The 13,202-nt window shown below is 58.0% G+C and carries 13 protein-coding genes; 6 read left to right on the top strand and 7 right to left on the bottom strand.

The window, feature by feature from the left end; translation table 11 throughout:
- Window positions 1-3 precede the first annotated feature (3 nt).
- Together PG871_RS11195 and PG871_RS11190 are read right to left on the bottom strand one after the other, a co-directional pair.
- A complete protein-coding gene (locus PG871_RS11195) occupies window positions 4-399 on the bottom strand; it encodes a c-type cytochrome (RefSeq protein WP_270729365.1) in 396 nt (131 codons plus the stop codon).
- A 16-nt stretch (window positions 400-415) separates the two neighbouring features.
- Complete coding sequence (locus PG871_RS11190; protein ID WP_270729363.1) at window positions 416-766, bottom strand: c-type cytochrome; 351 nt, start codon at window positions 764-766, stop codon at window positions 416-418.
- Between the two features lie 131 nt (window positions 767-897).
- On the opposite strand from PG871_RS11190, the gene PG871_RS11185 reads away from it, so the two are divergent.
- Window positions 898-1,308 carry a PaaI family thioesterase gene (locus tag PG871_RS11185; RefSeq protein ID WP_270729361.1) on the top strand — a complete coding sequence of 137 codons (411 nt, stop codon included), beginning with the start codon at window positions 898-900 and terminating at the stop codon, window positions 1,306-1,308.
- A 20-nt stretch (window positions 1,309-1,328) separates the two neighbouring features.
- Here PG871_RS11185 and PG871_RS11180 read toward each other — a convergent pair whose 3' ends face one another.
- The 4 genes from PG871_RS11180 to PG871_RS11165 all read right to left on the bottom strand — a co-directional run bounded on the left by PG871_RS11180 (window position 1,329) and on the right by PG871_RS11165 (window position 4,822).
- Window positions 1,329-2,012 carry an ABC transporter ATP-binding protein gene (locus PG871_RS11180; protein WP_270729359.1) on the bottom strand — a complete coding sequence of 228 codons (684 nt, stop codon included), beginning with the start codon at window positions 2,010-2,012 and terminating at the stop codon, window positions 1,329-1,331.
- Entirely contained in the window at window positions 2,005-3,294 is a 1,290-nt protein-coding gene (locus PG871_RS11175; RefSeq protein ID WP_270729357.1) for a lipoprotein-releasing ABC transporter permease subunit, read from the bottom strand. Before PG871_RS11175 ends, PG871_RS11180 begins: the two co-directional genes overlap by 8 nt.
- A 109-nt stretch (window positions 3,295-3,403) precedes the next feature.
- Window positions 3,404-4,387 carry a serine hydrolase domain-containing protein gene (locus tag PG871_RS11170; protein ID WP_270729355.1) on the bottom strand — a complete coding sequence of 328 codons (984 nt, stop codon included), beginning with the start codon at window positions 4,385-4,387 and terminating at the stop codon, window positions 3,404-3,406.
- Window positions 4,388-4,465: 78 nt separating this feature from the next.
- Entirely contained in the window at window positions 4,466-4,822 is a 357-nt protein-coding gene (locus tag PG871_RS11165) for a MerR family transcriptional regulator (protein WP_270729353.1), read from the bottom strand.
- 79 nt (window positions 4,823-4,901) lie between these two features.
- Between PG871_RS11165 and PG871_RS11160 the strand changes: the two genes are divergently transcribed.
- On the top strand, window positions 4,902-5,303 hold the full coding sequence (locus PG871_RS11160; RefSeq protein WP_270729351.1) for a hypothetical protein: 402 nt from the start codon (window positions 4,902-4,904) through the stop codon (window positions 5,301-5,303).
- A 119-nt stretch (window positions 5,304-5,422) separates the two neighbouring features.
- On the opposite strand, the gene proS is transcribed toward PG871_RS11160, so the two are convergent.
- Complete coding sequence (gene proS / locus PG871_RS11155) at window positions 5,423-6,775, bottom strand: proline--tRNA ligase (RefSeq protein WP_054002070.1); 1,353 nt, start codon at window positions 6,773-6,775, stop codon at window positions 5,423-5,425.
- Between the two features lie 199 nt (window positions 6,776-6,974).
- Here proS and PG871_RS11150 point away from each other — a divergent pair, with 199 nt between their 5' ends.
- The 4 genes from PG871_RS11150 (at window position 6,975) to PG871_RS11135 (ending at window position 13,192) form a co-directional block, all read left to right on the top strand.
- The gene (locus tag PG871_RS11150) at window positions 6,975-8,999 is read left to right on the top strand and encodes an acyltransferase family protein (RefSeq protein ID WP_270729349.1); all 2,025 of its coding nucleotides are present in this window, start codon (window positions 6,975-6,977) and stop codon (window positions 8,997-8,999) included.
- A gap of 133 nt (window positions 9,000-9,132) precedes the next feature.
- Window positions 9,133-10,236, top strand: coding sequence for an AI-2E family transporter (locus PG871_RS11145; protein WP_270729347.1), 1,104 nt, complete (start codon window positions 9,133-9,135; stop codon window positions 10,234-10,236).
- Window positions 10,237-10,239: 3 nt separating this feature from the next.
- Complete coding sequence (locus tag PG871_RS11140; protein WP_270729345.1) at window positions 10,240-10,908, top strand: HdaA/DnaA family protein; 669 nt, start codon at window positions 10,240-10,242, stop codon at window positions 10,906-10,908.
- A 109-nt stretch (window positions 10,909-11,017) separates the two neighbouring features.
- The gene (locus tag PG871_RS11135) at window positions 11,018-13,192 is read left to right on the top strand and encodes an RNA degradosome polyphosphate kinase (protein WP_270729343.1); all 2,175 of its coding nucleotides are present in this window, start codon (window positions 11,018-11,020) and stop codon (window positions 13,190-13,192) included.
- The last annotated feature ends 10 nt before the right edge of the window (window positions 13,193-13,202 follow it).

Below are 13,202 nucleotides of genomic sequence, written 5' to 3'. Positions count from 1 at the left end.
CGCCTACTGCTGTTTGCTCTTCAGATAGGCCACCAAATCGGACACCGGCTTTGAAGTCATAACCGGCTGCCCGCTCGACGTTTTCATCGTCACATCAAACCCTTCAAAGAACCGGCCATAGACCGGCATCGGGCTGCCGTGACTCACCAACGGATCGCGCCCGTCAATGCGCTTGATCACCCGCACCAAGGGAAAAGTCCCGTCATTGTCCTGCGCCAACGCCCGCAACTCGGTTGGCTTGATGGTCAACACGCCCGCCATCGGTCCTTTTCCATCAAGGTCGAGCCCGTGACAGGTTGCACAATGATCAAGATAAAGCGCTGCGCCCTCATCAGCATCTTCCGCGAAACACCCGCCAGCCAGCATCATGGCGGCCAAAGCATAGCCAAATCTCTTCATCTCTCCGCACCCTCCGTTATTTTTGCAAACTTTCGACATAGGCCACCAGCGCGTCCATCGGAACCGCCTTACCACTCAGCGTCTGGGCAAATTCCGGCATCGCAGCGCTGAAATGTTCCCCGCGCCCCTGCCCCTCGATGACGTTGGCCACATAAAGCGCGGGATAGTCCCCGCCATTTTCGCGCGCCAGTATTGTCAAATCAGGCGGCAGACTCAGGAACTTATCCGCAAAGGGTCCATCTCCCTGCCCGCGCGGGCCATGACACGGCAAGCAGTTCTCATCATAAACTGCCTTGCCCGATTGAAATCCGCTCCCACAGGCCACCAACACCGCTGGCAGGCAAAGCCAAACTGCAAACCGCCACATAGGCGCACTCCTCTGTGTTCCCCTCGCCAACCTGCCACCATTGCGCCCACCGCGCTTTGATCCGGATCATATCGCGTGACATCTCCCGGTTGAGCGCACATGCTAGATCGACACCGAACCGGAGATCCCGAATGCCTCTCACCCCTGACGATGCCCAGACCCTGCTGGCCAAAGGCTTTGCCCCTTGGGTGCAGGCTCTCGATCTGACGATCACCGACATTTCGCCAACAGGTGCCACCCTGACCATGCCAATCACTGACGCGCTGGCCCGCTTTGGCGGCATCATTTCAGGGCAAGCACTGGCGGCCATGGCTGATACGGCGATGGTTTTTGCCTGCTTTGGCCACCTCGATGCGTTCACTCCGGTCGCCACCACCAATCTGGACACGCAATTCCTGCGCCCTGGCACTGGCGATCTGATCCGCTGCGACGCCGAGATTGTCCGCGCAGGCAAAGCTCTGATCTTTGCCCGCGCCACAATGGTCGCCTTGCCATCAGACAAAGCGGTCGCGACAGCAACCGCGACGTTCTTTGTTCCCTAAATCCAGAGCCCTAACCGCCCTCAGGCGTCCACTAGGACCCCGTCTTCCAGCTTAACCACGCGGTCCATCCGCGCCGCCAGCTCCATATTGTGCGTCGCCACCAAAGCCGAAAGACCCGTGTCCCGCACCAATTCCATCAACGCATCGAACACCTGATCTGCCGTCGCAGGATCAAGGTTGCCGGTTGGCTCATCCGCCAAAATTACGCGCGGCGTGTTTGCCAATGCCCGGCAAAATGCGACGCGCTGCTGTTCTCCACCAGACAAGGCCGCCGGTCGATGCCCGGCACGCTGCGCCACCCCCACGCGACCCAGAAGTTCCAATCCCCGCGCCTCCGCAACAGGTTTCGCCACCCCATTGGCCATTTGCGGCACAGCAATGTTCTCCAGTGCGGTAAACTCCGGCAGCAAATGGTGAAACTGATAGACAAATCCCACATCCCGCCGACGCGCGTTGGTGCGGCGCCGATCCGACCGCCCACTCAACACTTCGCCGCCCACCGACACGTCGCCGGCGTCCGGAGTGTCTAGCAGCCCCGCTATGTGCAACAACGTCGACTTGCCTGCGCCCGACGGCGCCACAAGCGCCACCATTTCGCCCGCTTCAAGCGACAAATCGACTCCGCGCAGCACATGCACCTCGTTGGACAACCCTTTGTTATAAATCTTTTCCACGCCGTTCAGGCGCAACACCACATCATTCATACCGCAGCGCCTCCACAGGGTTCATCCGTGCCGCCCGCCGCGCCGGGAAAATCGTCACCACAAACGACAAGCCCAACGACAGGCCCGTCGCGGTCATCACGTCACCAATCTCAAGCTTGGCAGGCAGATGGTAAATTCCGCGGATCGACGGATCCCAAACTCCGCCGCCCATCATCACGTTCACGAAACTAAAGATCGGATCGATATAGGCCGTAAACAGAACCCCCAGCACCACTCCCAAAAGTGTCCCCAATGCGCCGGTAAACGCCCCGCAAATAAAGAATACCCGCAACACGGACCCTTCGGTCAGCCCCACCGTGCGCAAAATCCCTATGTCGCGCCCTTTGTTTTTCACCAGCATGATCAAGCCCGACACGATGTTCATCGCCGCAATCAACACGAGGATCGACAAGATGATGAACATCACGTTGTCCTCCACTTCCAGCGCGCGCAGAAACCCGCCCGAGGCGTCCTTCCACGTCCACACCAGCGCGCGATCTCCCCCGGCCTGCATCAACGGCACCAGCATCTTCTCCACATCTTCAGGACGCGAAATCATCACTTCGATCTCATCCGCCACGCCTTCGCGGCTAAAAAAGCTCTGCGCCTCGGCAAACGGCAAATAGACCCTGGTGCGGTCAATGTCATAACGTCCCGCACTAAAGATATAGACCACCTCATAGGCGTTAATCCGTGGCGAGGTGCCAAAGGCTGTTTTCACCCCATTGGGCGAGATAATCTTGATCTTATCCCCCACCATCACGCCCAATTCCTGCGCCACACCAGAGCCAACCGCGATGCCTTCTTCAAACCGTGCGATGTCACCACGGCCCGTTTCCGGATCGGCAATTCGGGGCAGTTCCGCCAGATTTTCGGCCCGAATACCAAACACCTCAACGCCCGCATTGCGCGTGCGCAGGTTCGCCATCACTTGCCCTTTGATCAACGGCGCCGCGCGGATGACACCATCCACGTCACGCAGCCGCGCCGCCATTGCCTCATAATCCTGAATGCTGCGATCAATCTGGCCGCTAACCTCATTGACTTCACCGGTTTGATAGACCGTCACATGGGCATTCGCGCCCAAGATCGTATCGACAAATTCGGCCCTAAATCCAGCTCTTACGGCCATTGTCGCGATCAATGCGAACACGGCCAAAGTGATGCCGATCAAGCTAATCCAGGTCATCGTGCTGACCCCGCCTTCGGCTTTGCGCGCCCGCAAATACCGCCATGCGATCATCCATTCAAAACGTGAAAACGGCGCTGTTGTGCCTGCCATGACTGCTCCGGCTTGTTGTTTTCTCAGCTATACACGCAGCGACAGAAAACGCCAATCATCACAGCGTAACACAGCCCATATTCCGCTAATGCCACCGCCCGCGCTTTCGTCACTTGTAAACGACAGCCACCATCGCCTCATCAAGCGCGCCGTTTTGCCGATCGGTCGTGCAGACATCATAGGCCGCCACCACCCCCCATTTGCCCATCCAACTGACAGCATAGCTGCCCGCCATCAGACGTCCGCGAAAACAATGTTTGCCAAAATGCCAGAAATTGAACTTCCCGCCACTGGGTCGCCAGAACGTGCCAAGTCCATAGCGCGCCCCGCCGCCCAGCGCCGCATTGGCATGACGCGATGGTGCGCGTCCGATCTGGCTTGCGGCCCCGAAATTCTTGCTGTGAAAGGCCGCATATGACTCCACCGACATCTTCCAACCACCCCAGGGCGCAAATCCACCGGTCAAGGGCGAGGCATTACCGCCCGGCACGTATTTGCTGCACGCCTGTACGTAGCTCCGGCCGCTGCGCAACTCGATGATTTTGCCCAAAAACGCATAGTTCTCGTTGCTATAGAAATACCGCCCCGGCGATCCCTGCTGCTTTTTGCGCTGCGCCACGGTTTTTATCACCGCATCATGCCTTGGCTTTTTGGACCCGAGCCATTTGCCCATGTCGCGCTGCGTGCTGTCGGGCTTGAGACCGCTTGTGTGAGTCAACAGCTGCGCCACGCTCACCTGCGCCACCCGCGCATCCCTGAACGAGACGCTGTCGCCGAAAATCTGCCCCACAGTGTCGGAATATTTCACACGCCCCGCACTCACCAGACCAGCCACACACACGCCGGTTACTGCCTTGCTCAGGCTATGCATTTCAAAGGCTAGCGAGGCCCTGCCCCCCCGCCCGCTGCTGTGCACGACTTTGCCATTCTTAGTAACAACAAAGGCCCCCTTGCGTACCCCGACCTTATCGGCCCATTGCGTCCAGGCGGCCTCGAATTTGGCAATCATCTCCGCGTCATTGGCCCGCACCGGCCCGCCGAAGGACAGAAGACAAAGCGCGACTGAAAGTCCGGCCGCTTTCAAAAAATACATATCAATCCCCACCAAAATACGGGCGCACAGTCACACAACACAGCGTCAAAAGAAACAAACAGGTGCGCCATCAAAGGCTCAACCCGCACCAAACCCCAAAGGACAGGCCTGCGCCAACCGCGTTGCCACCACGTCGCGCAATTGGCCCAGCGCAACCATGCGGGCGTCAATTTCGTCCAGCTTCTCACGCAAAACCGCCTCAAGATCGCCCTGCGACATGCCGCTGCCCATGCCTCGCAACAAACTTCCAATCTCATTTAGCGAAAACCCCAGCCCCTGCGCTTGCCGGATCAAGCCCACAAGCGCGACAGTGTTTTCCGAATAATCCCGGTACCCATTGCCATGCCGCTCGGCCCGAATAAGTCCCTGACGCTCATAAAACCGCAACGCATCGCGGCTCACGCCTGTCACCTCCGACACTTGTCCAATCCGCACGCGATTTCTCCTTGACCCTGAACTTAACTCCAAGGTTTACACCAACAAGCATCCAATCACCAACCCAAAGGATGCACATATGTCCCCGCAAACTTTTCACCGCTTGTTCCGACTGTCGGCCTATTACGACATCGCCGTCACATGGCCCTATGCCACACCACTCACGCTGGCGATGATGTGGACGATGCTCGGTGGCACACAGTCCGCTCTCGGCCTGCCGCCCCTACCCGATCTGAATGCGTATACCACGCTGTTTGCCAACTTCTTCGGCACAGTCGTTCTGATCTGGTCAATTGTCCGCCTGCGTATGAACGACAGCCGCCTCGCCCGCTATGACGCCGCCGGCCGTTGGCTTTTCTCTGCATGGATGCTCAACGCGCTGCTCAATGGCGCAAGCCCGATCCTCTGGGTGTTTCTCGCCATCGAACTCACCTTTGCGGTGCTGCAATCTCTGCCAGTCCGCGCCCCAAGTGTCGCCTGACCTCTCTCAATGGGCCCAAATACCCGCGCCGCAGGCACAAAAAACCCTCGCACATAGCGAGGGTTTTTCTTTTTTAACAAACCAGCGCGCCGTAAGGCGCTCACGCAAGTCAGCTGCTCTTAAAAGCCCACAACCCGATGATCGGCGTAAATCTCAATCAGCTTGGCCACAGCCGCTTCCGGCGCCATTTCTTCGCTCTCGCCAGTCCGGCGCGAGGTGAGCTCAACCACACCGTTTTTCAACCCGCGTGGCCCCACTGTGATCCGCCACGGCAGACCAATCAAATCCATCGTCGCGAATTTGCCACCCGCGCGTTCCTTGCGATCATCATATAGCGGCTCAAGACCGGCCGCGACCAAAGCCGCCTCCAGTGCTTCACAAGCTGCATCCGCCTCGGCGTCCCCCTGTTTGAGGTTCACAATCCCCGCATGGAACGGAGTCACACCTTCGGGCCAAATGATGCCATTCTCGTCATGGCTGGCTTCAATGATCGCGCCCAAAAGGCGGCTCACGCCGATGCCGTGGCTGCCCATATGCACTGCAACCGGCTTACCATCCGGTCCCTGCACCGTCGCGCCCAGCGCGTCGGAGTACTTGGTGCCAAAATAGAAAATCTGACCAACTTCGATGCCACGCGCCGTGCGGCGGCGCTCTTCTGGGACGTCATTAAACAGCGCCTCGTCGTGCGTCTCATCCGTGCGCGCATATTTGGAGGTGAACTCTTCCAGCACCCCCTGACACTGCTCGACACTGTCGTAATCAATCTCACGATCTCCAAACGTCAGATCGGTCACAGCGCTGTCGTAGAACACTTCGCTCTCGCCCGTATCTGCCAGCACCAAGAACTCATGCGTGTCATCGCCGCCAATCGGGCCACTGTCCGCGCGCATCGGAATCGCCTGCAAACCCATTCGCTCATATGTGCGCAGATAGCTTACCAAATGGCGGTTATACGCATGCAGTGCGTCCTCTTTGGACAAATCAAAGTTATAGCCGTCCTTCATATAGAATTCACGACCCCGCATCACACCAAAGCGCGGACGGATCTCGTCGCGGAACTTCCACTGGATCTGATACATCGTCAGCGGCATGTCCTTGTAGGAACTGACATTGCTGCGGAAAATGTCGGTGATCAATTCTTCTGCCGTTGGCGTGTACAACATCTCACGATCGTGCCGGTCGGTTATGCGCAGCATCTCGTCGCCATAGGCATCATACCGTCCGCTTTCGCGCCACAGGTCCGCCGATTGCACGGTCGGCATCTGCATCGGAATGTGACCGGCGCGAATTTGTTCTTCGTGCACAATGTTTTCGATCTTGCGCAATACTTTGAAACCCAGCGGCAACCACGAATAAATCCCGGCAGAGGACTGTTTGATCATGCCGGCACGCAGCATCAAACGGTGGCTGACAATCTGCGCCTCAGAAGGCGTTTCTTTCAGTACAGGCAGGAAATAACGGGTCAGGCGCATCGACAAAACTCTCTCAGATGGTGGTGCCCACAGGGCACACAGTCATGTTGCCCCTTCGCTAGCCCAAAGCCCGCCGCGTGGCAAGCAACGCCTGCCAAAGGCCGCTGTGTCATGCCACATCCGCGTTCCTCAAGCCCGCACCGTTTGTTGCGATAATTCTAAACTGCGTTACAACACGAAAAACCGAGCGGGATCTAACGTGCACTATAGACAAGACATAGACGGGCTGCGCGCCATCGCAATTCTCGGCGTGGTTCTTTACCACGCAGGTCTGAAAGAGATGTCAGGCGGTTATGCTGGCGTTGATGTGTTCTTCGTCATCTCGGGCTTTCTGATTGGCGGACGCATTCTGGACGACCTCGATCGAGGCGACTTTTCGTTCAAGGATTTCTACCTGCGCCGCGCCCGCCGCATCTTGCCCGCCTTAGTCGCCATGGTGCTGGTCACAATGATAGTTGGCTGGTGGACCCTCATACCACATGATTATCGCTATATGGGCGGCGCGGCCGTCACGGCACTGCTGTCACTCTCTAACGTGTGGTTCCTGAACCGTATCGATTATTTCAATCCAGAAGCCACGCTTGATCCGCTGATCCACACTTGGTCGCTGGGCATCGAAGAACAGTTTTATGCCCTAATCCCACTGCTTTTGTTTCTCATCTGGCGGATCAACCGAAAAGCGGTTCTACCCACTTTGCTCGTCATCGCTGCCGCGAGTTTTTTGGTCGCAGTGGCAACGTCCGGCGAGTATCGCCTCTGGGCCTTTTATCTGTTGCACACGCGCGCGTGGGAACTTTTGGCCGGAGTATTAATTGCCTGGAGCCAACGCAATCGCGCGCTCCCTACACAGTTTCACACACCTGCGTATCTTATTGGCCTCCTCCTGGTGGTGTTTGGTCTATGGGCCGTGCCTCCCAACGCTCCTTGGCCGGGTGTTTGGACGCTCCCGGCGGTTGCAGGCACCGCGCTAGTGTTGGCGGCACCGCAAGCGGCGCACGGTTTGTCGGTCCTTTTGGCGAACCCGCTGATGCGCTTTATGGGACTGATTTCTTACTCGCTCTATCTCTGGCACCAGCCGGTTTTTGGCATTCTCAAAAAGACCTATCTCTGGCCACAGACTTTTTTCGGTGTCGTCCTGATTTGTGTTGCACTTCTCGTGATCTCGACGCTCAGTTGGCGCTTTGTCGAACAGCCGTTTCGCACACATCACAAATGGAACTGGCGCAAACGCACGCCCTTCTGGGTGGGTATTGCCGCCATCTGGGTCATTGCCATTGGCGGCGGTGTAACCGAGGGCTACCCGAAACGTATGCCTACTGAGGTGACCGAGACGCTGGCAATGCGAAGCAGCTACAGCCCGACCTACCGCCGCTGTCTGCTGGTTCGTGGTAAAGTGCCTGGCTATGACTTCGCCGACGCCTGTACCTTTGGCGACACAACTGCGGCGCCCACTGTGGCCCTACTTGGCGACAGTCACGCCGGTCGCGCCGCGCTGCCTCTGGGGAACATGCTAAAGGCCCAGGGCAAGGGATTGGTGGAGCTAACACTCTCGAGCTGCCTGCCCGTGGCTGGCTTGATCAACGACGGCCAAACCCGCGCCGCCCAATGCCCCGCTTTCAACGACTCAGTGCGCGCGTATCTGGACGCCCACCCAAAAATCACGCAGGTCGTCGTCTACGCCAACTGGCTCAACTACATGTTTGACACGTCCGGACCAAACATCTTTGGACATGACGCTGGCGCGATCACCATTCCCAGCCTGCCGGTTGATGGGCCTACGCCAACCACGACGGCTCAGCGGGAAGACGCTTTCGTTGCCGCATTAGCCGCACAATTGCGTTGGCTCGGGCAACACCGAGAGGTGGTTCTCGTGTCCTCAACCGGACACCTCCAAGTGGACATTCCCCGCTACTACGCCAACCGTCAGTGGTGGGGTACACCCCTGCCACGGGATGCACATTATCCTCGCAGTATCGAAGCAGTACGCGGCGATCGGATGCGTTCAATGTTTGTCGCAGCAATTGTGGCCGCAGGTCCGCTCCCCAACACAGTGAGCCTGCTAAACGCTGACGAAAGCTTCTGCACCGACGAACACTGTGACTTGATACGGGACGGCGCCATTTTGTTCAGTGACGTGAACCATCTGACGTTGCCTGCACTGGACATCCTAGCCCCCGAGATCGCTCGGTCTCTGGACACGACTGCAAACTCAAAACAGCCTTAAAACACACGCCGATTGTAAGCCGGATCTCGTCGGCACCGCACATAGTTTGACAAGCAGGCATTATGCGCGGACTTGCAACCCTCACCGCTATCAGCGATCAATTGACGCGACATATGAAAAACAGCGAGCTCTCATGGCGCTTTCACCGAAAAAACAATTGCAATTCTGGGGCATTTTCACAGTCCTCTTTGCCGTCATCCTTTACGCGCTGGGTGACGTGCTGTTGCCGTTTGTTTTAGGCGGGGCGGTGGCCTATTTCCTCGATCCCGTCGCCGACCGCCTCGAAGAGGCCGGCCTGTCGCGCGCCGCAGCAACCGCGCTGATCACCGTCGCAAGCGTGCTAATTTTCGTAGTCATCGTGCTTGCGGTGGTGCCGCAACTAATTGCGCAGGCCGTATCCCTGATTGATACGATGCCGCAATTGCTGCGCGACCTGCAAAGCTTTGTGAACACACGCTTCCCGAGCCTGATGCAAGAAAACGGCGTGGTGCACAACGCGCTCGTCGCAGCTGGCGAGTTCTTGCAGACAAAAGGACCGCAACTCTTTCAGGGCGCTCTGAACTCGGCCATGTCTCTGCTCAATGTGGTGATGTTGCTGGTGATTGTGCCGGTCGTGGCCTTCTATCTGCTGCTGGACTGGGACCGGATGGTGGCCGAAGTTGATGCTCTGCTGCCGCGCGATCATGTGCCAACAGTGCGCAAACTGGCCAAGCAGATCGACAACACACTGGCGTCTTTTGTACGTGGGATGGGAACTGTCTGTCTGATCCTTGGCTCTTATTACGCAGTCTCTCTGATGTTGGTTGGTCTGCAATTCGGCCTCGTTGTCGGCTTCATCGCCGGTCTGGTCACGTTCATTCCTTATCTTGGCGCGCTGATCGGTGGCGCCTTGGCCATCGGGCTGGCGCTGTTTCAATTCTGGGGCGACTGGCTGTCCATCGGACTGGTGGCCGTGATTTTTGCCATTGGGCAAATGGTAGAAGGCAACGTGCTGACACCAAAACTCGTGGGCAAATCCGTCGGCTTGCATCCGGTTTGGCTGCTTCTGGCGCTGACGATCTTTGGCGCATTGTTTGGGTTTATCGGCATGTTGGTCGCAGTACCGGTTGCCGCCGCGATCGGCGTACTTGCGCGTTTCGTTTCGGGGCAATACATGACATCTCTGCTTTATCTCGGGACATCAAATTGGCCCGAGTCAGAAATCGAGCAGAGCGCAACCGACGACAACGACGGATAATAAATGGCCCAGCAACTGAACTTTGACCTGCCCGTTCGGGCGGCTTTGGGACGTGAGGATTTCTTTGTCAGCCCCGCCAACGCCATGGCATTGGGGTTGGTGGATGGCTGGCCAAACTGGCCGGGCGCTAAGCTCGTGATCTCGGGACCGGCAGGCTCGGGAAAAACCCATCTCGCAAGGGTTTGGGCCAAAATTGCCGAGGCCTCTGTGATTTCGGCGACCGATCTGACCGACACTGCCGTTCCCGATTTGGCCCGCGGACCAGTCGCCGTAGAAGACGTGCACTTGATCGCCGGCAATCCCGTCGCGCAAACCGCGCTGTTTCACTTGCACAACCTGACGCTTGCCGAAGGCCATTCGCTCTTGCTGACTGGCATCGGCACCCCGCCACAATGGGGCCTCACTCTTCCCGATCTGCTGAGCCGCATGCAAGGCACCACCGTCGCCACAATGCAGGATCCGGACGACATGCTTCTGATGGCGGTTCTGGCCAAACAATTCGGCGACCGACAACTCACACCAAATCCGGAAACGTTGGCTTACCTCGCAAAACACATGGACCGCTCCTTCGCTGACGCCGCCCGCATTGTTCAGGCACTGGACGCCCTCAGTCTCAGCGAAAAACGCCCCATCACGCGCGCCTTGGCCAAACGGATTTTGGATCAGGACTAAGGCGCGTAAAACCGCCCGCGACAGCCCGTCTCAGGTCACCTGTCTGGACCCTCACTGCAATCCGCCATAAAGTCATCTTCTCGTTACCTGCCAATGGCAAGAGACCGGTATGACACAATCTGACTTTCTGAAATCCGACTTCCCCACCCCCACCGAGATGCCCGATCTGGACTTCTCCGGACCAAGCCGGTTTTACAACCGCGAGCTTAGCTGGCTGGGCTTTAACTGGCGCGTGCTGGAAGAAGCGGAAAACACCCGCGTGCCGCTGCTCGAACGTCTGCGCTTTTTGTCGATCTCGGCCACCAACCTGGACGAATTTTACACTGTCCGCGTTGCCGGTCTCCGGGAACTGGCTCGTGAAGGCAACACAACCCCGGCTCAGGATGGCCTGACCCCGGCCGAACAACTTATCCTCATCAACGAAGACGCCCGCAACCTGCTTCAGGAACAACAGCGCATGTTCAACGTGCTGCGCAGCGAAATGGAAGCGGTCAACATCCACATTCTGGACCGCCACGCGCTTTCTGACGAAGACCGCGAGTTCCTTGCCGACGTCTTCATGAATCGCGTGTTTCCGGTGCTGTCGCCGCTCGCCATCGATCCGGCCCACCCGTTCCCGTTTATCCCCAACACCGGATATTCGTTGGCCCTGCAACTCGAACGCACCAAGTCCAAACGCCCCCTTCTGGCGCTTCTGCCGATCCCGCATCAGATTGACCGCTTTGTGTTCCTGCCGAGTGAGCCCGGCACCACGCGTGCATTGCCGCTCGAAGAACTGCTGCTTCTGCATTTGGAAAGCCTTTTCCCTGGCTACCGCGAAAAAGGCCACTGCGCCTTCCGTGTTCTGCGCGACAGCGATCTTGAGGTCGAAGACGAAGCCGAAGACCTTGTGCGCGAATTCGAAGTGGCGCTCAAACGCCGCCGCCGTGGCGAAGTGGTGCGTATGAAGATCACCAAAGACGCGCCTAACGCGCTGCGCGGCCTGATCATGCGAGAGCTCGAAGTCACCAACGACGAAGTCGTCGACATTGATGGTATGATCGGCCTCGCCGATCTGTCCGAGCTGGTGCTGGATGAACGTCACGACCTGCTGTGGCCCGCCTTCACCCCGCGCGTTCCCGAACGTGTGCAGGATTTTGACGGCGACATGTTTGCCGCGATCCAGCAAAAAGACATGCTTCTACACCACCCCTACGAAACCTTCTCGATGGTGGTGCGTTTCCTGCAACAGGCCGCGCGGGACCCTGACGTAGTTGCGATCAAACAGACGTTGTACCGCACGTCCAAGAAATCCCCCATTGTCGAAGCCCTCTGCGAGGCCGCCGAAGACGGCAAATCGGTCACAGCGCTGGTGGAACTCAAAGCCCGCTTTGACGAAGCCGCCAACATCCGTCAGTCCCGCCGACTGGAACGTGCTGGTGCGCATGTGGTCTATGGCTTCACCGACTGGAAAACCCACGCCAAAATCTCCACCGTGGTGCGCCGCGAAGGCGACCGGCTGGTGACCTACACCCACTACGGCACCGGCAACTACCACCCGATCACCGCCAAAATTTACACCGACGTCAGCCTATTCACCTGCGACGCCGATCTGGGCCGCGACGCTACCAAAGTGTTCAATTACCTGTCGGGCTATGTGAAACCGGGCAAACTTGAAAACCTCGCAATCTCGCCGCTCAACCTCAAATCTTCACTGATCGAGAGTATCGAGACCGAAATTGCCCACGCCAAGGCCGGCAAACCCGCCGAAATCTGGGCCAAAATGAACTCGCTGATCGAACCCGAAGTCATCGACGCGCTCTACCGTGCCTCGCAGGCCGGTGTGAAAATTAGCCTCGTGATCCGCGGCATCTGCGGTCTGCGCCCCGGCGTCAAAGGCTTGTCAGACAACATCCGCGTGAAATCCATCGTCGGGCGCTTTCTGGAACACTCCCGCATTGTCTGCTTTGGCAACGGCGGTGGCCTGCCCTCCAAAAAGGCGCGGGTTTATATCTCGTCTGCCGACTGGATGGGCCGCAATCTCAACCGACGTGTGGAAACGCTGGTGGAAATCAAAAACGCCACCGTCAAAGCCCAGATCGTATCGCAAGTCATGGCCGCCAACCTTGCGGATGTGGCGCAGAGCTGGGTGATGAAGCCTGACGGCTCATTCAAACGCGAGCCGGTTCCCGAAGGTGAATTTGCCTTCAACTGCCACCGCTTCTTTATGGAAAACCCCTCACTGTCAGGGCGTGGGTCAGCCGGGGCTTCAGATGTTCCGAAATTGACGCACACCGAAGATTGACCCCGACGCC

It is taken from the genome of Shimia sp. Alg240-R146, from assembly GCF_947331465.1.
Lineage (GTDB): Bacteria > Pseudomonadota > Alphaproteobacteria > Rhodobacterales > Rhodobacteraceae > Shimia.
Note: the sequence above shows the minus strand (reverse complement) of the source record. Positions and strands in the feature narration are given on the sequence as shown.

Excerpts from the sequence above, each read along its gene's own strand:
- PG871_RS11180 (WP_270729359.1), bottom strand. The coding sequence starts at position 2,012 with ATGAATGATGTGGTGTTGCGCCTGAACGGCGTGGAAAAGATTTATAAC.
- PG871_RS11185 (WP_270729361.1), top strand. The coding sequence starts at position 898 with ATGCCTCTCACCCCTGACGATGCCCAGACCCTGCTGGCCAAAGGCTTT.
- PG871_RS11175 (WP_270729357.1), bottom strand. The coding sequence starts at position 3,294 with ATGGCAGGCACAACAGCGCCGTTTTCACGTTTTGAATGGATGATCGCA.
- PG871_RS11190 (WP_270729363.1), bottom strand. The coding sequence starts at position 766 with ATGTGGCGGTTTGCAGTTTGGCTTTGCCTGCCAGCGGTGTTGGTGGCC.
- proS (WP_054002070.1), bottom strand. The coding sequence starts at position 6,775 with ATGCGCCTGACCCGTTATTTCCTGCCTGTACTGAAAGAAACGCCTTCT.
- PG871_RS11170 (WP_270729355.1), bottom strand. The coding sequence starts at position 4,387 with ATGTATTTTTTGAAAGCGGCCGGACTTTCAGTCGCGCTTTGTCTTCTG.
- PG871_RS11140 (WP_270729345.1), top strand. The coding sequence starts at position 10,240 with ATGGCCCAGCAACTGAACTTTGACCTGCCCGTTCGGGCGGCTTTGGGA.
- PG871_RS11145 (WP_270729347.1), top strand. The coding sequence starts at position 9,133 with ATGGCGCTTTCACCGAAAAAACAATTGCAATTCTGGGGCATTTTCACA.
- PG871_RS11160 (WP_270729351.1), top strand. The coding sequence starts at position 4,902 with ATGTCCCCGCAAACTTTTCACCGCTTGTTCCGACTGTCGGCCTATTAC.
- PG871_RS11135 (WP_270729343.1), top strand. The coding sequence starts at position 11,018 with ATGACACAATCTGACTTTCTGAAATCCGACTTCCCCACCCCCACCGAG.
- PG871_RS11195 (WP_270729365.1), bottom strand. The coding sequence starts at position 399 with ATGAAGAGATTTGGCTATGCTTTGGCCGCCATGATGCTGGCTGGCGGG.